Annotated in this window: 21 protein-coding genes; 2 read left to right on the forward strand and 19 right to left on the reverse strand. The window is 74.1% G+C overall.

Features of this window, described 5'->3' with window-relative positions:
* Positions 1 to 59: 59 nt before the first annotated feature.
* Genes idi through EUA06_RS02665 form a run of 15 tightly spaced genes read right to left on the reverse strand, consistent with a single transcriptional unit; the run spans position 60 to position 13,276 of the window.
* Positions 60 to 635, reverse strand: a complete 576-nt coding sequence (idi, locus tag EUA06_RS02595; protein WP_129473426.1) for an isopentenyl-diphosphate Delta-isomerase — start codon at positions 633 to 635, stop codon at positions 60 to 62.
* A complete protein-coding gene (locus EUA06_RS02600; RefSeq protein ID WP_129473427.1) occupies positions 632 to 1,678 on the reverse strand; it encodes an NAD(P)/FAD-dependent oxidoreductase in 1,047 nt (348 codons plus the stop codon). Before EUA06_RS02600 ends, idi begins: the two co-directional genes overlap by 4 nt.
* Entirely contained in the window at positions 1,671 to 2,210 is a 540-nt protein-coding gene (locus EUA06_RS02605) for an isoprenylcysteine carboxyl methyltransferase family protein (RefSeq protein ID WP_129473428.1), read from the reverse strand. Before EUA06_RS02605 ends, EUA06_RS02600 begins: the two co-directional genes overlap by 8 nt.
* Positions 2,207 to 3,262, reverse strand: coding sequence for a type III polyketide synthase (locus tag EUA06_RS02610; RefSeq protein ID WP_129473429.1), 1,056 nt, complete (start codon positions 3,260 to 3,262; stop codon positions 2,207 to 2,209). The genes EUA06_RS02605 and EUA06_RS02610 overlap by 4 nt, the downstream gene beginning before the upstream one ends.
* On the reverse strand, positions 3,259 to 4,443 hold the full coding sequence (locus tag EUA06_RS02615) for an NAD(P)/FAD-dependent oxidoreductase (protein WP_129473430.1): 1,185 nt from the start codon (positions 4,441 to 4,443) through the stop codon (positions 3,259 to 3,261). Before EUA06_RS02615 ends, EUA06_RS02610 begins: the two co-directional genes overlap by 4 nt.
* Complete coding sequence (locus EUA06_RS02620; protein WP_129473431.1) at positions 4,440 to 5,267, reverse strand: UbiA family prenyltransferase; 828 nt, start codon at positions 5,265 to 5,267, stop codon at positions 4,440 to 4,442. The genes EUA06_RS02615 and EUA06_RS02620 overlap by 4 nt, the downstream gene beginning before the upstream one ends.
* Entirely contained in the window at positions 5,264 to 6,127 is an 864-nt protein-coding gene (locus EUA06_RS02625; protein WP_129473432.1) for a phosphatase PAP2 family protein, read from the reverse strand. Before EUA06_RS02625 ends, EUA06_RS02620 begins: the two co-directional genes overlap by 4 nt.
* Entirely contained in the window at positions 6,124 to 6,621 is a 498-nt protein-coding gene (locus EUA06_RS02630) for a glycosyl-4,4'-diaponeurosporenoate acyltransferase CrtO family protein (protein ID WP_129473433.1), read from the reverse strand. Before EUA06_RS02630 ends, EUA06_RS02625 begins: the two co-directional genes overlap by 4 nt.
* Complete coding sequence (locus EUA06_RS02635) at positions 6,621 to 7,763, reverse strand: glycosyltransferase family 2 protein (protein ID WP_129473434.1); 1,143 nt, start codon at positions 7,761 to 7,763, stop codon at positions 6,621 to 6,623. The genes EUA06_RS02630 and EUA06_RS02635 overlap by 1 nt, the downstream gene beginning before the upstream one ends.
* Positions 7,756 to 9,147: a cytochrome P450 gene (locus EUA06_RS02640; protein ID WP_129473435.1), complete on the reverse strand. Its 1,392-nt coding sequence runs from the start codon at positions 9,145 to 9,147 to the stop codon at positions 7,756 to 7,758. Before EUA06_RS02640 ends, EUA06_RS02635 begins: the two co-directional genes overlap by 8 nt.
* On the reverse strand, positions 9,144 to 9,482 hold the full coding sequence (locus tag EUA06_RS02645; RefSeq protein WP_129473436.1) for a lycopene cyclase domain-containing protein: 339 nt from the start codon (positions 9,480 to 9,482) through the stop codon (positions 9,144 to 9,146). The genes EUA06_RS02640 and EUA06_RS02645 overlap by 4 nt, the downstream gene beginning before the upstream one ends.
* Positions 9,479 to 9,805, reverse strand: a complete 327-nt coding sequence (locus EUA06_RS02650; protein WP_207208168.1) for a lycopene cyclase domain-containing protein — start codon at positions 9,803 to 9,805, stop codon at positions 9,479 to 9,481. Before EUA06_RS02650 ends, EUA06_RS02645 begins: the two co-directional genes overlap by 4 nt.
* The gene (crtI, locus tag EUA06_RS02655) at positions 9,802 to 11,355 is read right to left on the reverse strand and encodes a phytoene desaturase family protein (protein WP_129473437.1); all 1,554 of its coding nucleotides are present in this window, start codon (positions 11,353 to 11,355) and stop codon (positions 9,802 to 9,804) included. The genes EUA06_RS02650 and crtI overlap by 4 nt, the downstream gene beginning before the upstream one ends.
* Positions 11,352 to 12,239: a phytoene/squalene synthase family protein gene (locus EUA06_RS02660; RefSeq protein ID WP_129473438.1), complete on the reverse strand. Its 888-nt coding sequence runs from the start codon at positions 12,237 to 12,239 to the stop codon at positions 11,352 to 11,354. Before EUA06_RS02660 ends, crtI begins: the two co-directional genes overlap by 4 nt.
* Positions 12,236 to 13,276, reverse strand: coding sequence for a polyprenyl synthetase family protein (locus tag EUA06_RS02665; protein ID WP_129473439.1), 1,041 nt, complete (start codon positions 13,274 to 13,276; stop codon positions 12,236 to 12,238). Before EUA06_RS02665 ends, EUA06_RS02660 begins: the two co-directional genes overlap by 4 nt.
* Positions 13,277 to 13,364: 88 nt before the next feature.
* Here EUA06_RS02665 and EUA06_RS02670 point away from each other — a divergent pair, with 88 nt between their 5' ends.
* Together EUA06_RS02670 and EUA06_RS02675 are read left to right on the forward strand one after the other, a co-directional pair.
* On the forward strand, positions 13,365 to 14,210 hold the full coding sequence (locus tag EUA06_RS02670; RefSeq protein WP_129473440.1) for a DICT sensory domain-containing protein: 846 nt from the start codon (positions 13,365 to 13,367) through the stop codon (positions 14,208 to 14,210).
* 35 nt (positions 14,211 to 14,245) lie between these two features.
* Positions 14,246 to 16,051 carry an ABC transporter ATP-binding protein gene (locus tag EUA06_RS02675; RefSeq protein ID WP_129473441.1) on the forward strand — a complete coding sequence of 602 codons (1,806 nt, stop codon included), beginning with the start codon at positions 14,246 to 14,248 and terminating at the stop codon, positions 16,049 to 16,051.
* On the opposite strand, the gene EUA06_RS02680 is transcribed toward EUA06_RS02675, so the two are convergent.
* The 4 genes from EUA06_RS02680 to EUA06_RS02695 are packed head-to-tail and all read right to left on the reverse strand — an operon-like array spanning position 16,045 to position 19,998.
* Entirely contained in the window at positions 16,045 to 16,869 is an 825-nt protein-coding gene (locus tag EUA06_RS02680; protein WP_129473442.1) for a glycosyltransferase family 2 protein, read from the reverse strand. The two genes, EUA06_RS02675 and EUA06_RS02680, sit on opposite strands and share 7 nt — an antisense overlap.
* Entirely contained in the window at positions 16,866 to 17,867 is a 1,002-nt protein-coding gene (locus EUA06_RS02685; RefSeq protein ID WP_129473443.1) for a glycosyltransferase, read from the reverse strand. The genes EUA06_RS02680 and EUA06_RS02685 overlap by 4 nt, the downstream gene beginning before the upstream one ends.
* The gene (locus EUA06_RS02690) at positions 17,864 to 18,955 is read right to left on the reverse strand and encodes a glycosyltransferase family 4 protein (RefSeq protein ID WP_277985647.1); all 1,092 of its coding nucleotides are present in this window, start codon (positions 18,953 to 18,955) and stop codon (positions 17,864 to 17,866) included. The genes EUA06_RS02685 and EUA06_RS02690 overlap by 4 nt, the downstream gene beginning before the upstream one ends.
* A complete protein-coding gene (locus EUA06_RS02695; RefSeq protein WP_242497926.1) occupies positions 18,952 to 19,998 on the reverse strand; it encodes a glycosyltransferase family protein in 1,047 nt (348 codons plus the stop codon). Before EUA06_RS02695 ends, EUA06_RS02690 begins: the two co-directional genes overlap by 4 nt.
* Positions 19,999 to 20,023 lie beyond the last annotated feature (25 nt).

Below are 20,023 nucleotides of genomic sequence, written 5' to 3' on the forward strand. Positions count from 1 at the left end.
TCACAGGTCCGCGTCCAGCGCTTGTAGAACGTGGAAAGGTCCAGTCAGGTCCTTCACCCCTACGGCTGGGCGGCCGGAGGCAGGTCCGCGACCAGGCCCTCCGGAGCGCCGAGCGGGTCCTCCGGCAGCTGGGCGACCTGCTCACGGCACCACACCGACACGACGCGCGTGCCGTCCAGCACACCTGCCCGGAACTCGCTCCACGGCACCCAGGCGACCGAGTCCACCTCCGACGGGTCCGGATCGACCCGGTCCCGCGTGGAACCGACGAACACGGGGCACATCTCGTTCTCCACCACGCCGTCCTGCTCGGCGCGGTAGCGGAACGACGGCAGCACCAGCCGGAGGTCGTCGACGTCCACCCCGAGCTCCTGGCGCACCCGGCGTCGGGCGGCATCGGCGAGGTCCTCGCCCGGCGCGGGGTGCCCGCAGCAGCTGTTGGTCCACACGCCCGCAAAGGTCCGCTTCGTGAGGGCGCGCCGGGTGACGAGCACGTTCCCCTCGGAGTCGAAGAGGTAGGTGGAGAACGCCAGGTGCAGCGGCGTCTCGCTGTGGTGGACCCCTGCCTTGTCGGCCGTGCCGACGGCCCGCCCGGCCTCGTCGAGGAGGACCACGAGCTCCCTGGCGGTGCTCATGCAGCACCCCCTGCGGGACGGGCGAGCTGGTTGACGGCCGCGCCGAAGACCCGCGGCAGCCGCGACGCGGCGGGGACGAGCGCACGACGTACGACGGGTCGCGCGGTCGCCTGCAGCAGCGCGTGCGTGAGCAGCTCGTGCCGCCACCCCAGCCGTCGTGCCCGTCCGTCGTAGAGGTCCGGGCGGTCCGCGGCGAGGCACGCCACTGCCGCCCGCGCCTGGGCGAGCCCGAGGGCGATGCCCTCACCGGTCAGGGCGTCGACGTAGCCGGCGGCGTCGCCGACCAGCAGCACCCGCCCGGCCGATCGTGACCGGGACCGCTGTCGCAGCGGGCCCGCGCCCATGACGCGGGTCCGGGTCCCGGTGAGCCGCTCGGCAAGGGCGGGGAAGTCGGCGATCAGGTCGTCGAAGCGGGCGCCCGCGTCGCCGAGCACCGCGACCCCGACGAGGTCGTCGTCGACGGGCGTGACGTAGGCCTCGGCCCGCGACGACCAGTGCACCTCGACGTAGGACGTCCAGGGCGCCTGCTCGACGTGGCAGCGCTGGCCGAACCGTCGGCGCGACCCGTCCTTGGCGGGCGCGTCGAGGCCGAGCAGGCGGCGTACGGGTGAGTGCAGCCCGTCGGCCGCGACGAGGTAGCGGGCCGGCTCGCCGTCCACGAGCACGTGGTCGCCCACGTCCTGCACGTCCTCCACCGCTCGCTGCTCGACCGGGATCCCGGCCTCGGCCACGGCGCTCACGAGGGCGTCGTGCAGGACCGTGCGTCGCACGCCTCGGCCCGGCCCGGCGGCGAATCGCGCGGTGGCACCTGCGCCCGTGCCGTCGGCGGAGAGGTAGTGGATCCCCGCGAGCGGGCGGCCGTGCGGGTGCACGCCCAGCGCCGCCAGCTCGGCGACGGCACCGGGCATCAGACCCTCGCCGCACGCCTTGTCGATCGCGCCGGCGCGCGGCTCGCGGACGACGACGGACAGTCCGACGCGGTGTGCGTGCAGGGCCGCGACGAGCCCGACCGGGCCGCCGCCGGCGACGACGAGGTCATGCATCGGAGGTCTCCTGCTGGGGGAGCGTGGCGAGGGCGGCGTCCTCGGTCCGGATCCGCACCGCGAGCAGCCCGGCGTTGAGGATCGTGAAGACGACTGCGGTGATCCAGGCCGCGTGCACGAGCGGGAGCGCGACGCCCTCGATCACCACGGCGACGTAGTTGGGGTGCCGCAGGAGGCGGTAGGGGCCGGAGGTGACCGGGGCGAGGCCGGGCACGATGATCACGCGGGTGTTCCACCGCCGCCCGAGCGTCGCGATGCACCACCAGCGCAGCGCCTGCGAGGCGACCACGAGGGCGAGCATCGACCAGGCCAGCACCGACGGCACGTCGGGTCGGCGCACCCACGCCTCGACGAGCGCCCCGACGAGCAGCGCGGTGTGGAGCACGACCATGAAGGGGAAGTGGCCGAGCCCGCTCTCGACGCCGCCTCGATCGCGGCTCCACGCGGCGTTGCGGACCGAGACGACGAGCTCGGCGACGCGCTCGAGACCGACGAGCGCGACGAGGACGGTGAAGGCCAGGAGCGTGGTCATGCGTCGGCCCTCAGCAGCACGATCTCGGAGCAGAAGCCCGGCCCCATCGCGAGCAGCACGCCGTGGCTTCCCGGCTCGGGCGGGCGTTGGGCGAGGGTGTCCTCGAGGACGTGGAGGACCGAGACCGACGACAGGTTGCCGACCCGCGCCAGCGAGTCCCAGGTCAGCTGCAGGGCCTCGCGGGGCACCTCGAGGGCGGCCTGCAGGGCCTCGATGACCTTGGGGCCTCCGGGGTGGCAGACCCACCAGCCGATGTCGTCGCGCGTGAGGTCGTGGTCGGCGAGGAAGGCGTCGACGTCGCCGCGGATGAAGAGCTCGACGAGGTTCGGCACCTCGGCGTCGAGGACGATCCGCAGGCCGGAGCCCGCCACGTCGAAGCCCATCGTGCGCTCGCTGTCGGGGTAGAGCCGGCTGCGCGAGTCGAGGACCTGCACCGTGCCGCCGTGCCGGGCGTCGCCCACGGCCACCACGGCCGAGGCCCCGTCGCCGAAGAGGCCGCTCGCCACCAGGTTGGGCACGGACGTGTCGTCGCGCTGCAGGGTGAGCGAGCACAGCTCGACCGCGACCAGCACCGCGGTGTGGTCGGGGTGGCCGAGCAGGTAGTCGTGCACGCGGGCGATCCCGGCGGCACCGGCCACGCACCCGAGGCCGACCAGCGGCATCCGGCGTACGTCCTCGCGCAGCCCGACCACTCCGGCGATCCGGGCGTCGAGGGACGGCACGGCCAGCCCGGTGACCGTCGCGGTGACGATGAGGTCGACGTCGGACGGGGTGAGGTCGGCGGCCTTCAGTGCGTCGACCAGCGCCTGCGCGCCGAGCTCGACGGCGTGCTCGATGAAGAGGTCGTTGGCGTGGCCGAAGTCGCCGAGCGTCGCGTAGTCGGCGAGCGGCAGCACCGTGTGCCGCCGCTCGACGCCGGAGTTGCGGTGGAACCTCCTCAGCAGCGCGTGGTCGAGGCTCCGCTCGGAGATCACGGACGTGAAGGCCTCGGTGATCTCGGCCTGGGGGTAGGAGTGCGCGGGCAGGGCGCTGCGCGCGGCCAGGATCCTCATGCGGGTGTCCTTGCGGGTCGGGGTCGGGGGAGCGGGACCAGGCTGCGGGTCAGCCCGGCCACCAGGCGGGAGTCGATGCGGCCTCCGCCGAGGCCGATCTCGACGAGGGTGTCGAAGACGTGCCGGTCACGACCGGCGGCGCGGATGCCGGCGTCGACGACGCGCGGGGACTGCGCGAGCCGGGAGGCCGCCCAGGTGTGGCGCAGGTGTGCGCCGAGGAGCGACCGCACCACGTGCCGGTGGCGCGCGCCGGCGGCCTCGGGGCGACCGAGCGCGACCGCTCGAGCGGCGGTGCGACCGGCGGCGATCCCGGTGGCGACGGCGTAGTAGATGCCCTCGCCGGTCATCGGGTTCACCAGCCCGGCGGCGTCGCCGACCAGGAGGACGGGTCCGTCGGGCTGGTCCCAGCGCCAGCTGCTCAGCGGCAGGTGGTGCCCGCGCCAGTCGCTGCCGGTGCTGGCGGCCCCGGGCACGAGCTGCTCGAGCTGGTCGAGGAGGAGCCGGCGGCTGGGAGGACGGGTGCCGGACCGCTCCGTGGGCAGCAGCTCGCCGTAGCCGACGTTGGCGAGGCCGTCGCCGCGGTCGAAGGCCCAGGCGTACGACGTGTGCGTGCGGTCGCCGAAGCGGATGACCTGGCGGCCGCGCACGGCGTCGGTGACGGGCGCGTAGCCGCGGATGGCGATGGCTCGCCGGTCCCGGCGCCTGCCGAGGAGCGCCTGCCGCACGAGGGAGTGGGCACCATCTGCGCCGACCACCACAGCGGCGCGAAGGTCACCGGAGACCACCGGACCCGTGTCGTCGACCGTGACCGACGTGACGCGGTGGCGGCGCAGGACGGCTCCCGCGGCCACGGCGTGCTCGACGAGGCGCGCGTCGAGGACCCGGCGCGGCACGACCCAGGCGTCGCGCCGCATCGGCCCGGCGACGGCCACGTCGCCGTGGGCGAGCTCGAGGTCGCGCAGGGGCGTCCAGCCGTCGACGACGTCGGCGGCACCGACCTCGGCGAGGGCGTCGACCGCGTGCGGGGCGATGCCGTCGCCGCACGACTTGTCGCGGGGGAAGTCGCTGCGGTCGAGCAGCAGCACGCGCAGCGACGGGTCCTCGGTCAGTGCGCCGAGTGCGGCGCTGGCGCCGGCCGGCCCGGCTCCGACGACCACCAGGTCCCAGGTCTCGTCGGTCATCGCGCCACCACCAGGAGGGTCGCGTCGAGGAGAGCGATGGCGATCGCGGCCAGGAAGGGCCGCCGGCCGGAGCCGCGGACCACGACGAGCGCGAGCGCCAGGGTGACGACCGCGGCCACGCCAGCCGGGACCGGCGGGACCGAGGCGCCCGCCAGCACGACGGCGGTCGCGGCCACGAGCACCGCTGCGGCCACCGGGGCGATCCAGCGGGGACCGAGCCGGTGCGGCAGGCCACGGACGCCGGTCGCCGCGTCGGCGTCGAGGTCGGGCAGCACGTTGAGCAGGTGCGCGCCCACGCCGAGCAGCGCGGCACCGACCGGCCACCACCACGGCGGCGCCGCGTCGTCGGCGTACGACACCACGGCCGTCAGGCCGCCGAAGCTCGCGGCGTAGGGAGCCCACGACCATGCGGTGGACTTGAGGCCGAGGTTGTAGGCCCACGCCGACGCGACGCAGCCGAGGTGGATGAGTCCGGGGAGCAGCCCGAGGGCGAGCGAGAGAACGACGCAGGCGACGACGGCGGCCACACAGGCGCCGCGCACGACGCCGAGCGACGCCTCGCCGGTCGCGAGGGGCTTGTCGGCGCGTCCCGCGCGCCGGTCGCGGCCCACGTCGACGAGGTCGTTGCTCCAGCCGACGGACAGCTGGCCGGCGAGCACCGCCGCGACGACGAGGAGGGTCGTCCCGGCATCGAGGCCCTGGGCGGTTGCCAGCAGGCCGGACAGCACCGTGACCGCGAGCGCCGGCCCGGCATGCGCGGCATGCACGAGACCCCGGACGGCAGGTCCGGTGGTTCCGCGGCCGTGCGAGAGCTCGGTGCTCACGGGGCCTCCTCGGTGAGGCCCGGCACGGACCTCTTCCCGCGACCGTACCCACCGGGCCGTGTGGCAACGGCGACGAGGACCGCGAGGACGGCGACCGCCCAGCCCGCGAGGACGTCGACGACGTAGTGCTCGCCCGTGTGGACGAGCGTCAGCCCCATCGCGAGGGCGTACGCCGACAGCGCGAGGCGGACGGCCGGTGAGACGGACGGCCAGAGGAAGAGGGCGACGAGGAGGGCCGCGCCGGCGTGGAGCGAGGGCATCGCGGCCACCGGGTTGCTGCCCGCCTGTCCGGCCTCGGTGAGCCGGCCGACGACGTCGAGGTGCAGCAGGTCCCACCCGACGTGCGAGGTGCGGGCGACCTCGCCGATGTCGCCGCGCTGCGAGGCGAGCCACGGGGGTGCGGCGGGGTAGACGACGTAGCCGGTGATGCCGACGACCGACATCGTCAGGGCGGCGACCACCCACTCCCGGAACCGGTCGCGGACCGCGAACCACACGACGGCCGTGACGAGGGGGATCACCACGAAGTGCGTGACGTAGACGAGCGCCGCGACCGCGTCCCACCAGTGGGGTGCGCCGTCGGACAGTCGGGCCTGCAGCCAGACGGTGGGGACGACGCCGAAGAGTCCCTCGTCGGCCCGCGCGGGGCCGAGGACGTGGAGCGGTGCCCCGACCCGGTTGGTGTCCTCGCCGTCGCCGGTGCCGAGTGGGGCGGTGATCCAGTGCGCGATCCCGTAGGCGACGAGGATCACGCTGAGCGGCGACCAGGCGATGAGAAGCTGGGCGATCGGCCCGTGCCGCGAGTCCTCGGCGGGCGGCGACGCCAGGTCGGTCCGTGGTCGGGTCGCCTCGGTCGTCATCGGAGGCTCCCGCGGCGCTCGAGTCGATCGATCAGTGGCAGCGTCCGGAACCGGTTGTAGCGCTGGATGGCGATGAAGGGCACGTTGACCAGTACCCCGTAGGCCACCAGCAGGACGGCCGCGACCGGCGGGTTCCACAGCACGAAGAGCGGCGCGCAGGCCATCGCCCACCAGTGGGTGAGCTCGGCGCGCCGCGTCTCGCGCACGAAGATCCGCAGGCCCTCGACGTCGCGTGCGGGCAGCTCACGCTTGCTGACCCCGCCCTCGAAGAGGGCGCCGGCCTCGGGCAGCCGGTCCTTCCAGCGGTGGATGCGGAGCCGGCGGCGGTACCACCCGCCGCCCGCCTCGAAGCGGCGCCCGCGCAGCAGCGGGCCGTCGCGGTCGAGCCGGTGGTCGCTGACGCGGTGGGCGGCGTAGCCCGTCACGGCGTGGAAGAACCCCCAAGCGAGGACGTCGACGACGATGGTCAACCACGGCGGCATGACGTACCCCATCAGGCCGCCTCCCGGGTCGTGCGGTCGCGCCGCAGGTCGACCGGTCGACCGCGCCAGCTCACCGAGCGGCGTACGACCGTCAGCAGCACCGAGCGCGCGAAGACCAGGTCGAAGGCGAGCAGGGGGAGCGGGAACAGCGCCCAGGCCCACCACCGGAAGGACCCCGCCGTACGCAGCACGGAGCGCAGCTGCAGGGCCGCCACGAGCCACGCCGCCACCCAGATGACCGTCGAGGTCCCAGCCCTCCCGCTGAACGCGTCGACGACGGCACCCAGGGTCCCGAGCGCGACGACGTGGTGGGCGCAGACCCACAGCACGGTCGCGAGCGACGCGAGTGGGTTCGCCGCTGACGCACCCGAGGCGATGTTCTTGCTCCACCCGGACACCAGCTGCGCGGCGCCGCCCGGGTAGCTGCGCATGGAGACCACGTCGGTGCCGACGAAGGAGGTCACCGGCAGGCCCGCCAGGTCGTAGGCCCGCGCGAGCTGGACGTCGTCGAGTATCTCGCCGCGCACGGCGCGGTGGCCGCCGACCAGCTCGTAGTCGGCGCGCGAGGTGAGCAGGCACGGCCCGAAGGCCATCGGCCGCCGCGCGCGGCGTCCGGTGAAGGCGGCACTGGCCATGAGTGCGACGGCGTTGAAGTAGGCCGACGCCTGCTCGTAGGTCCGGACGACCCGGTGGTGCGGCTGCACCGAGACCAGCCCGCCGTGCTGGTGGTGGGCGGCCTGCAGGCGCCCCAGGGCGTCCGGCGCGAGCACGGTGTCGGCGTCGAGGAAGAGCAAGAGGTCGCCGGTCGTGGCCTCGGCGCCGGTGTGGCACGCCCAGGCCTTGCCGGTCCAGCCCTCCGGGCGCGACCGGGCGGCGACCACGCGCACACCCGCGGCAGCCGCGACGGCCGCGGTCCGGTCGGACGAGTCGTCGTCGACGACCACGACCTCGACCGCCACCTCGCCCTCCGACTGCGACCCGAGCGAGGCCAGGAGTGCCGGCAGGGTCCTCTCCTCGTCGCGGGCAGGCACCACCACCGAGACCGTGCGTCCCTGTCCTGGTGCCGTGGGCGGCAGCGTCCGGATGTCGCGCAGCAGCCACAGCGGCACGCATCCGGCCACGAGCAGCACGACGGCCAGCACCAGGTCAGGCACGGCGACCTCCGGACACCGGGAGCGGCGTGAGCTCGAGGTGCATCCCGCCGCGCGGGTGGACGGCCACCTGGGCCTCGGGGTCGGGTCGGCGCCAGCCCGCCGGGAGCCCGACGTGGTGCGTGGCGAGGAGCCGGTCGAGCACGACGGCCATCTCGCCGAGGGCGAGCTCGCGACCGATGCAGAGCCGCGGACCCTGGCCGAACGGGAGGTACGCCGTCCGGCCGGCGCCGGTCTCGAGGAACCGCTCCGGCCGGAACTCCTCGGGGTCGGACCACACGTCCGGCCTGCGGTGGACGAGCCACGGGCTGATGATCGCCAGCGTGCCGGCCGGGACCTCGACGCCGCCCAGCACGTCGTCGCGGTCCGAGCGTCGCGAGACCACCCAGGCCGGGGGGAACAGCCGCAGTGCTTCGTCGATGACCGCCCGGGTCCAGGGGATGCGGTCGCGGTGGTCGAGCAGGGAGACCGGTCCGGGCAGCGTTGCCAGCTCGTCGCGGACCCGCTCCTGCGCGTCGCGGTCCTCGGCGAGGAGCATGAGGGTCCAGGTGAGCGAGGCGGCGACGGTCTCGTGGCCGGCGATCACCATCGTGACGAGCTCGTCGCGGACCTCCCTGTCGGTGAGGCCGCTGTCGAGGAGCAGGCCGAGGAGGTCGTCGCCGTGCGGGACGGCACCGGGCGCCGACGGTCGCGCGCGCCGCTCCGCCATCAGCTGGGCGGTGACGGTGTCGAGGCGTCGCCGTGCCGATCGGAGTCGGAGGTTGGTCCGCGTCGGTGCCCACTCGGCCGTCGGCAGGATCGAGCGCCCGAGCCGGACCACGATCTCGGCAGCCTGGCTGCTGGCGTGCAACAGGTCGTCGGCATGGCCGCCGAGGTCCGCGGAGAACAGCGCCCGCCCGACGGCGTCGAGCCCGATCCGGTGCATGAGGGACGCGACGTCGACGACGCCCGGGCCGTCGGTCGGGAGCGTCGTGCGCATCGCGTCGTCGGCGGCGGAGCGCACGCGGCCGCTCACCGCGGTGAGCCGCTCGTGGTGGAACGCGGGCGCGGCCAGCCGACGGTGCTCGATCCAGTTCGGCTCGGCCGAGGCCAGCAGTCCGGGGCCGGTCACCCGCCCGAGGGCGGCGTACTGCACCGTGCTCTTGCCCCAGTGGCGTGCCCCGGTCTGCAGGACCTGCCGCACGTCGTCGGGGTCGTTGACGAGGAGCGCCGGCGAGCCGGGCACGGGGAACGAGACCAGGTCGCCGTAGCGCCGCTGCACCTGCCCGAGGAAGGTGAGCGGGTCGCGGCGCACGGACCGGAAGACGCGCGCCATGTCGGTCGACGTCGGACCCGGTACGCCGATCTCGGTGGGCTGCATCGCCTGCAGCCGCTCGGTGATGGTCATGCGGCATCCCCGCGGGCGCGGTTGCGCCCCAGCCACGTCCACGCCACGCAGGACAGCAGGACCAGCCCGAAGCCGAAGAGCAGGTCCTCGACCGGCGCGTAGAGCAGGCGCCACTCGCCGACGGCGACGACCCGGTCGTTGCCGAGGATGGTCGCGGGGTCGTACTGCACGATGCGCCGACCGGTCAGCCAGCCGTTGGTGAGCAGCTGGAAGAACACGATGATCGCGTAGGCGGACCACCAGTCGCGGGTGCTGGTGACCCGGGTGCGGGCCACCCACCGGTCGACCACGACGGCGACCAGCACGCCCAGCACGGCGAGCGAGGTGTAGGTCATCGGTCCGCCACCCGGCGTCGGACGACCTTGACCGCCTCGAACGTCAGCACCGACACGACGGGGATGACGACGAAGAAGGCGACCTCCTCGAGCGGTATCCCGGCGACGCGCGGCGGGAGCGTCTGCTCGGCGTCGAACCGCCAGTGGCCTGCGTGGGTCGCGTAGAGGTCCCACAGCAGGAACGGGGTGCCGGCCAGGAGGACGGTGAGGAGGAGCCGGCGCGGCTGGCGCAGCACGTCGAGTCGGAACGCGGGCACGAGCGGGAGGGTGCCGGCCAGGCAGAACGCCAGCATGGCGACGTAGGACCAGTGCAGCAGGGTCATCCACCCACCGGCCCGGAGGTGCGGTCGCCGGACAGGCGCTTGAGGACGAGCTCCGCACTGATCAGGCACATCGGCAGGCCGACGCCCGGGATCGTCGTGGAGCCGGCGTAGAGCAGGCCGTCGACCTTGCTCGAGGCGTTGCCGGGACGCAGGAATGCGCTCTGTCGCAGGGTGTGCTCCAGCCCGAGGGCGCCGCCGCGCCACGAGTGGTAGCGCGTGGCGAAGTCCTGCGGACCGATGGTGTGGCGGACCCGGATCCGGTCGCGCAGGTCGGGCACGTCGGCCCACGCCGCGACCAGGTCGATCGCTGCGTCCGCGGTGCGCTCGACCAGGTCGTCGCCGTTGCCGTCGTCGCCGCCGGTGCCGATCGAGGTGTCGGCGGGCACTGGAACGAGGACGAACAGGTTCTCCGAGCCGGGCGGGGCGACCGAGCTGTCGGTCTCGGACGGCTTGCAGACGTAGATCGACGCCGGGTCGGGCACCCGGGCGTCGCGACCGAAGATGTCGCCGAAGTTCTGGCGCCAGTCGGCGGTGAAGAAGAGCGTGTGGTGTGCCAGCTGGGGCAGCTCGCCGTCGACGCCCAGCATCGCGAGCACCGCGCCCGGACCGGGGGAGCGGCGGCGCCACGAGCGCTCGGGGTGGGTCTGCAGGTGATCGGGGAGCAGCGCGGTCTCGAGGTGGTGGAGGTCCGCGGCCCCGACGACGACGTCGGCATCGAGCGTGGTGGCGGTGCCGTGCCGGTCGACGTGCCGCACGCCCGAGACCCGGGGGCGACCGCGTCGCGCGGCGTGAGTCGTGATCGTGGTGACCTCGGCGCCCGTGTGCAGCCGCGCCCCGTGCTTCTCGGCCAGCAGCGCGATCGCCTCGACCAGGCGGGTGAAGCCGCCCTGCGGGTAGAGCACCCGGTCGCCGAGGTCGAGCCGGCTCATCAGGTGGTAGATGCTCGGTGCCCGGCTCGGCGACGACCCGAGGAAGACGGCGGGGTAGCCGAGGACCTGCTGGATCCGGCGGTCGGAGAACGACGCGGCGACGTGCTTCTCCAGCGAGCGGGTGAGCAGCCGGCCCAGGGACGGAGCACGGCGTACGACGTCGGCGCCGAGCAGCGAGGTGGGCGAGTCGAAGCTGTTGTAGAGGAAGCGGCGGAGCGCGACGTCGTAGGTGTCCTCGGCCGAGGCGAGGTAGGTGTCGAACCGGTCACCCGCGCCCGGCTCGATCGACTCGAAGAGGGCGCGGTTGTGCGCGCGGTCGGGGCGGAGGTCCACCGGGTCGGGGTGGCCCTCGAAGAAGACGCGGTAGCTGGGGTCGAGCACCCGGAGGTCGAGCTCGGCCTCGGCCGAGGTGCCCAGGAGGTCGAAGAAGTGCTCGAAGACCTCGGGCATGAGGTACCACGACGCGCCGGTGTCGAAGCGGAAGCCGTCGCGCTCGACGCTGCCGACCCGGCCGCCGACCTCGTCGTTCTTCTCGAGGAGGTCGACGCTGTGGCCGCGCGACGCCAGGAGCGCGGCGGTGGCGAGTCCGGCGATGCCACCACCGACGACCACCACCTTCACGAGCCGCTCCCGCGCAGCGCTCCGGCGGCGATCCGCAGCTTGACCCCCGTGGGCACGCGCACCCGGGTGCGGCGGATCTCCACTGCGGAGGTCCGGCGCAGGCGGCAGGCCAGCTCGCCGAACGTGCCGTGGGCGGCGTGCACCGCCCGGCGGCTGCTCGTCGGGAGGGCGGGCACGACCACGGCGGCGGCGGCGAGGTCGGCGTCGATGTCGTCGAGGATGCGGTCGCGGTCGGCGTCGCAGAACCGGTCGACGTCCAGGCCGGGGAAGTAGTCGCGGCGCAGGACGTCGTGGTCGTCGGCCAGGTCGCGCACGAAGTTGAGCTTCTGGAAGGCCGCACCGAGGCTTCGGGCACCGGGTGCGAGCCGGTCGTAGGTGTCCGCGCGGTCGCGGGGGCCGTCCGGCGCGGCGACGAAGGCGCGCAGGCACATCAGCCCGACCACCTCGGCCGACCCGAAGACGTACGCCTCGAAGCTGGCAGGGGTGTGCTCGGTGGTGTCGAGGTCCATCCTCATGGACGCGAAGAACGGCGCGACGATCTCGTCGGTGATGCCGACGGCCTGCGCGGTGCGGGCGAAGGCGTGCACGACGAGGTTGCCGCTGTAGCCGGTGCGGATCGCGTGCCGGACGTCGTCCTCCAGCCAGTCGAGCATGGTGGCCCGGGCCGCGCGGGGGAGGGCGGGATCGGGGTTGTCGACGATCTCGTCGGCGACCCGCACGAGTGCGTAGATGTTGCGCACCTGCGTGCGCACCGGCTCGCCGAGCAGGCGCGAGGCGAGGCCGAAGGAGCTGGAGTACTCCCGGATGACGACGGCGGAGCTGGCCTCGGACACCGCGTCGTAGAGGGTGGTGCCGGTGACCGCCCGGGTCAGGTGGAGGTTCATGCCGCGACCTCGCGCCCGTCGACGACCGTCAGTCGCCGGACGGTGACGGCCTCGAGGAGGTCGAGGGAGATGCCCAGCTCGGCGACACCCGAGCGGGCCAGGGCCAGGTGCTGCTCCGCGAGCTCCTCCACGAAGGCGCGTGACCCGGATACGGTGAGCAGCGCCCGGACCTCGTCAAGCTCGTCGTCACCGAGCTCGTGGCCGAGGTGGCCGCTGATCTCGTCCCACTGGGGGGTCGACCGCGCATGGACGATGAGGGGCGTCTGCTTGCGGGTGCGCAGGTCGCACGTCGCGCTCTTGCCGGAACGGTCGGGATCGCCGAAGACGCCGATCAGGTCGTCCACCAGCTGGAACGCCACGCCCATGGCCCGGCCCAGGTCGCCGAGCCGCGCCGTCGTCGCCGCGTCGGCGCCCGCCAGCACCGCCCCGGCCTGCAGCGGCAGGGCGAAGGAGTAGGCGCTGGTCTTGTGCTCCTCCATGGTCAGGCTCTCGGCGAGCGACACGGGCCCGCGGTCGAGGGTGAGGCGCACGTCGGCGAGCTCGCCCGCGGCAGTGGTGTGCAGGGCGGAGTCGAAGAGGTCGAGCAGGCGTCGTACGACGTCGGGTTGCGCCCCGCACAGGGCGACCGCGCGGACCGCTGCTGCCAGGGCGAGGTCGCCCGCGAGGATGGCGGCCGTGAGCCCGTAGGCAGCTCCGTCGTCCGTGGCGCCGAGCGCCCGTCCCCGCGCGCGGAACGTGCCGCTCACGTTGGGCCGGCCCCGTCGCAGGTGGTCGTCGTCGATCACGTCGTCATGGATGACGAAGGCCGTGTGGAGCAGCTCGACGGCGGCGCCGACCTCCGCAGCGGCGTCGGGGCTCGTGCCGCCGAGGGCGTCGTGCGTGGAGATGACCAGTGCGGGCCGGAAGCGTTTCCCGCCCTCGGTGGCCTCGACCAGGGCATCCCAAAGGAAGGCGTGGTGGGGGTCGATCGTCGCCGCACGGGCGCGACCGTTGTCGAGCAGGCGCCGCAGCGCGGCGTCCGTACCTGTCGAGATCATTCGTCCCCCTCCTCACGGGTGCACCTGTCCCGAGTCAATCTATGCAAGACTTGCAACTATATCTAGACATCATGCATAGGAGTCATCGGTGTCCACGTCGCACGCACCCCTCACCATCGGTGAGCTCGCCCGTCGTACCGGTGTACCCACTACGACGCTGCGCAGCTGGGAATCCCGCTACGGATTTCCGCGACCCGTGCGCCAGGCCGACGGGGGCCACCGGCGCTACGCGGAGTCGGAGGTGCGCGCCGTGCTCGACGTGCTGGAGCGGCGGAGCTCGGGGCTCTCCCTCCCCGCGGCCGTGCAGCGCGTCGTCGACGGGCCGGCTCGGTCGGGCTCGGTCTTCGCAGAGATCCGCCGCCGGCACCCCGTCCTGGCGCCGCAGGTGCTCACGCGACCCACCCTGGTCGCGATGAGCTGGGCGATCGAGGACGAGTGCTGTGCCCGGGCCGCGGAGCCGCTCCTCTTCGGCGGGTTCCAGCGCGAGACCTTCCTGCGCGGGTCGCACGACCGCTGGCGCGAGCTGGCCCGCACGGCCCGCCACGCCGTCGTCTTCGCGGACTTCGCCGATCCCGCACCCCTCGAGCCGGGCGAGCCCGTCGAGGTGGCCCTGCCCCGCGACGCCCAGCTCAACCGCGAGTGGCTCGTCATCTGCGACTCGCCCGACCTGCCCGCCTTCCTCACCGCCGTCGAGCGCCCCGGCCAGGACGCGTTCTCAGCTGACCGCCGCTTCGAGGCGATGTGGTCCGTCGACCCCGTGGTGGTCCGCGACGCCAGCCGGTTGGCCGCGGCCCTCGCCGACCGCTACCGCCCGGACTGGCGGCAGAGGGCGCCCGACCTGCCCGACGCGGACCCCGTGGCGGGCTCGGCCGACCTCCACCGGGCGTCGGCGCTCTTCGACCGCATGGTCGGCTACCTCGACGCGGCCCGCTGACAGGTCGGTCCGGCCCGCCGCCCTAGCCTCTACCCGTGCCAGCAGCCTCCCCCGCCGACCGCCCGACCGTCCAGCCGCTGCGTGAGCTCTGGCGCCGCTACGACGCCTACCGCGCGCGGTTCGTCGGCGCCGTCGTCGCCTCGACGATCAACAAGGTCGCCGATGTCGTGCCGGAGCTGCTGATCGGCGCGGCGGTGGACGTCGTCGTGCGCGGTGACGGCTCCTTCGTCGGCGAGGTGCTCGGCGTCGAGTCGCGCTTCGCCCAGCTGGGCTGGCTCGCCGTCATCAACGCCGTCGTGTGGGTGGTCGAGTCGCTCAGCCAGTACGTCGCCAGCGTGCTGTGGCGCGGCCTGGCCCAGGGCGTGGAGCACGACCTGCGCGTCGAGGCCTACGACCACGTCCAGCACCTCGACCTGGGCTGGCACGAGAGCCGACCCGCCGGGTCGACGCTCGCCACGCTCAACGACGACGTCAACCAGCTCGAGCGCTTCCTCGACGTCGGTGCGCCGGCAATCCTGCAGACCGCGCTCAACGTGCTGCTCGTCGGGGCCGTCTTCGCCGCGGCGTCGACGCAGCTGCTCGTGCTGGCGTTCCTGCCGATCCCGCTGATCGTGATCGGCTCGCTCGTCTTCCAGCGTCGGCTCGAGCCGCTCTACGACCGTGTACGGGTCGCGGTCTCCGACCTGTCGAGCACCCTGTCGGTCAACATCTCCGGCATCGCGACGATCAAGGCGTTCACCGCCGAGGACCGTGAGCGCGACCGGGTGTCGGCGGTCTCGCAGGCCTACCGAGAGGCCAACACCGAGGCGATCCGCTCGTCGGCCGCCTTCGTGCCGCTCGTGCGGATGGCGATCCTCGCCGGCTTCACCTGCACCCTGCTCCTCGGCGGGTGGGCGACCCTGCGCGGCGACCTCCAGGTCGGCCTCTACTCCGTGCTGGTCTTCATGACCCAGCGACTCCTGTGGCCGCTGACCGAGGTCGCCGAGGTCCTCGACCTCTACCAGCGCGGCCGCGCCTCCGCCGCGCGCATCCTCGCCCTCCTCGACATCCCGGTCACCGTGCCGGCCGGGGCCACGGCACTCGAGCGACCCGTGGCGGGGCGCGTCGAGCTGCGCGGCGTGCGTTCCGGCTACGCCGACGGCCCGGACGTCCTCCACGGCATCGACCTCGTCGTCCCGGCGGGCGAGACGCACGCGATCGTGGGCTCCACCGGCTCGGGCAAGTCCTCGCTGCTGCGCCTGGTGCTGCGCTTCGACGACCCGCGTGACGGGCACGTGCTCTTCGACGGCCAGGACGTCCGCGACCTCGACTGGGACTCGCTGCGCGGATCGATGGGCTACGTCGCCCAGGACGTCTTCATGTTCGCGGGCTCCGTGGCCGACAACATCGCCTACGGCCGGCCCGGCGCGACCCGGGACGAGGTCCGCGCCGCAGCCGAGTCAGCGGCCGCGCTCGACTTCATCGACGAGATGCCGCAGGGCCTCGACACGTGGGTCGGCGAGCGGGGCGTGACGCTGTCGGGCGGCCAGCGGCAGCGGCTCGCCCTGGCCCGCGCGCTGCTGCGCGACCCCGCCGTCCTCGTCCTCGACGAGGCGACCAGCGCGGTCGACAACGAGACCGAGGCGGCCATCCAGCGCTCCCTGCGCCGCGCCACCGCGCAGCGCACCGCGATCGTCGTCGCCCACCGGCTCTCGACCGTGCGGCACGCGCACCGGATCTGGGTGCTCGACGCCGGCCGCGTCATCGAGGCCGGCACGCACGACGAGCTGATCGCCGGCGACGGCGCGTACGCCGCCCTCTGGCGCGTGCAGACGGGGGAGCAGGAGCCCGCCGGTCACTGACCGGCGGCGCCCGGCGGGACGGCGAGCCACTCGCCGTCGTCGCCGCGGGAGACCAGGCCCCGCTGCTCGAACGCCTCGAGCCACCCGAGCATCGGCGTCGTGCCCCACCGTCGGCGGTAGATCTCGGCGTTGCGCACGATGTCGTCGACGTGCTCGACCGGCGGCCGCGACACCGGGTGCCACTGGTGGTAGGCCCGGGCGTCCCCGACCCAGCCGAGGTCGAGGGCGGAGTTCGCGATCGTGCGGGCGAAGTCGGTGTCCTCGCCGCCGTAGCCGACGTAGTCCTCGCAGAAGCCGCCGATGCGGCGCCACGCGTCCACCGAGCACGCGAACGACAGCGACCAGAAGAGGTCCGGGTCGGCGCCCCTGATCCGGACGCCGAAGCCGGGCGCCGGCCGGGCCGGGTGGGGGGAGTCGAGGGCGGTCAGCGTCGCGAGGTCGTAACCGCCGGGAGGGGGTCGCTCGAGGTAGGTGACCGGTCCCGACCAGACGGTCCGCGGCTCGTCGCGCACCACGTCGGCGTACGCCGCGACGAGACCGGGATCGACGAGGCAGTCCACGTCGAGGAAGACCAGCACGTCGGCACCACGAGCGATCGCGACCTCGGCCCCACGGTTGCGGGCGGCGGCGATCGGGAGGCCCAGCGGGTCGGCGGGCAGCGACGTCGCGCACCAGTCGGCGGCCGCGACGACCGGGTCGTCGACCGCGACGACGACGTGGTGGTCGGGCGCGCACGACGACAGGGCCAGCGAAGCGCGCTGCCGGGCCAGGTGGTCGTGCCGGTCGTGGACGACCGTCACCACAGCGGTGCCCGTCATGCCGCGCGGTCGCGGTTGTCGACGACGCCGCTCACGACCCCGGCGAGCCGGGTCGGGGCACCGCCGTCGCACCAGGCGGCCCAGCCCTCGCCGTCGAGGAGGCGGGCCTGGTCGAGCAGGTCTCCCCAACCGGTCGCGGGGACCGCGTCCACCACGACGGCCGGCCACCCGTCGGCCAGGACCGAGGCGGTGACGTGCTGCTCGTCGAAGGGCCGGTCCGCGGGCACCACGACGGCCGGCACCCGCAGGGCGGCCACCTCCGCGAGCGAGTTCTGGCCCGGGTGCAGCACGGCGACGTCCGCGGTGGCCAGCACTGCTGCGGGGTCCGCGTGCCAGGTGCCCAGCGTCCGGCTCAGCACGGTCCAGTCCCAGCCCGGGGTCTGTGTGCGGGCGCGGTCGATCGAGGCCCGGGTGAAGCCGTCGCCACCGGTCCCGGCCAGCAGCACCGCGTGCGGACGGCGTCCGGAGGGCCGTCGCGGCCCCCGGGCGACGGCGAACCTCGAGACCGCACCGATCGCGTGCACCTCCCGGTCGAGGCCGGGGAGCATGCGGTCCGTCCAGCCGGCCGGCCAGGCACCGACGACCGCCGTGGCGGTGCCGAAGCCCAGCGCGTGCGCCGGGTCCGTACGCCGTCCTGGTGCCGTCATCGCCACGACCGGGACGCCGTGCAGGCGGGCCAGCAGGCACACCTCGACCGACTGGTCGACGACCATCGCCGACGGCGCGTGGTCCTCGATCCAGGCGGAGATGGCCGCCATCCGGCCACGCAGCCCGGCATCGCCGAGCGGGACCCAGTGCAGCAGGCCCCGCGCGGTCACGTCGGCCCCGACGTAGCCGGGAGCGCTGTCGTCGCGCGGGAGCTGCACCCACGGACCGGTCCACACGTCAGGTCGGGGGAGGGAGGAGAAGCCGGTCACCTGGTCAGGCAGGTGCGGCGCGACGGTGATCGCCCGGTGGAGGTGGCCGTTGCCGTGGTGGTGGACGTAGTAGCCGATCACGCGGCGAGCCGGCGGTCGACGAGCTGGAGGTAGGTGTCCTCGTAACGGTCGACCATCCGCCCGAGCGAGAGCTCGGCCACCGCGTGCGCCCGGCAGGCAGCGCGGTCGAGCGACATCGCCTCCCGGGTCGCGCGGGCGAGGACGTCGACCTGGCCGGGCTCGGCCAGCCGTCCCGTGTCGGCCGACAGCACCTCGGGCAGGCCGCCGCGGGCGTAGGCCGCCACCGGAGTGCCGCACGACAGGGCCTCCGCGGCCACCAGGCCGTAGGGCTCGTCCCACGCGGGCGTGACGACGGCGACGCCCGCACTGCCGACCAGGCTCGCGAGCTCGGCCTGCGCGAGGTGTCCGGCGTACGTCGCCCCCGGACCGAGCAGCGGCTCGACCGACTCGCGGAAGTAGGTGGCGTCGAGGATCGGACCCGCGAGCACGATCGGCACCCCGGCCATGCGGGCGGCGAGAAGGGCGTGGTGCGGTGCCTTCTCCTCCACGATCCGCCCCGACCAGACGGCGGTCTCGCCGCCCGGACCGGCCGGCCACTGATCGACGTCGACCCCGTTGAGCACCACGGTGCTCTCGGTGATGGGCGCCCAGGATGCGGCAGTGTGCCGGGAGACCGACGCGAAGGAGCTGCTGCCGCCGTCCATCTGCACCGCCGACTCGAGCCACCACAGGGGAGGCGTGTGCAGGGTGGTGAGGACCGGCATCGGCAGCGAGCGCGCCATCGCGACGGGGAGGTAGTGGAGGCTGTTGTTGTGGAGGACGTCGAACTCCGCACCGTCGCGGCCGCCCAGCTGGAGCATCAGCGAGAGGTAGGCGTGGTGCTCGGCCACCTCGACGGAGGGCGGTGCGTCGACGTCGTGGCGCCCGGCCCGGTCCGGCATCGCCTCGACGGCCAGCTCGACCGCGCCGAGGCCCGGGTCGGAGCCCGGGGCGGCGAAGACCGAGACCTCGTGCCCACGGCGGACCAGCTCGCTGGCGAGGTGCCAGGTCATCGACTCGAGCCCTCCGGTGAAGGGCTCTGCGATCGGAAAGCGGCAGTTGGCGACCAGACAGATCCGCAGTGGGTTTCCGGGAAGACGTACCGTCACCTGCTCACCTCCCGGTAGAGATCCTCGTGGGCCCGCGCGACCGAGCGGCGTTGCTCGGTGCGCTCGTCGACGCTCGCGCCGTAGCGCGGTCGCTCGTCGTGCGCGCGCACGACCGCGTCGCGCAGGGATGCTGCGTCGAAGTCGTCGCCGTCGTTGGTGTAGCCCAGGATCGGTCCCTGGTCGGCGTAGTAACCGCAGCTCGGGGCGAGCACGGTCGTCTGCAGGTCGCGGCAGGCCTCGAGCCAGCCGGAGTGGGTGCCGAAGGTGTAGGGCAGCACCGACAGGTCGAGCGAGGCCAGGTAGCCCCACAGGTCCTCGTCGGAGAGGTAGTCGTGGACCTCCAGCTCGAGCCGCCCGGCCGCGGCCTCGCGGCGCAGCCAGGCCGAGAGCTCCGCGTCCCGACGGGCGCCGTCGTCGTCGAGGACGTCACGGTGGCAGTTGACCTGCAGCACCGCGTCGTCGAGGTCGGCCACGGTCTCCACGAGGGTCGGCAGGATCCGCATCGGGTCCATGTTGGCGCGCAGGCTCTTGAGGTGCAGGCCCACGCGGAACGGCCGCCGACGCCACCGCGGTCGCACCTCCAGCGCGCGCGAGATCGTCGGCAGGTCGACGACGTGCGGGTGGGGGACGACCAATGGCGCACGGCCCCACCGCGACTCGATCTCGCGCGCCGCGCCCGGGGTCAACGTGACGAGGGCGTCGGCCGCACCCACCAGCACGTCGAGCTGCTCGTCGTGCAGCGCACGGTCGCGGTGGTGCGGGTTGCGCAGGTCGTGGACGGTGAACACGAAGGGCTTGCCGCGTCCGCGCAGGACCTTCGTCAGCTTCTCGAGGTCCTCGGGTCGCACGGCGTCGAAGCCGAAGTGCAGGTGGAACACGTCGAAGTCGGCCGTGCGCGCCCACTCGGGGTCGAGCATCACCGGCGGCCACCAGGTGGCGCCGGCCGGCCGGTCCGGGTTGGCCGGGTCCGGGTCGGGGAGGCGTACGACGCCGTCGCCGCCGAGCGGCGCGAGGTGGCGGACGTACACGTGCCCCGCGGGCACGGAAGCGATCGTCAGCGGCGTGGAC

Origin of the sequence: Nocardioides glacieisoli (genome assembly GCF_004137245.1) — a bacterium.
In the GTDB taxonomy this organism is placed as follows: Bacteria; Actinomycetota; Actinomycetes; order Propionibacteriales; family Nocardioidaceae; genus Nocardioides; species Nocardioides glacieisoli.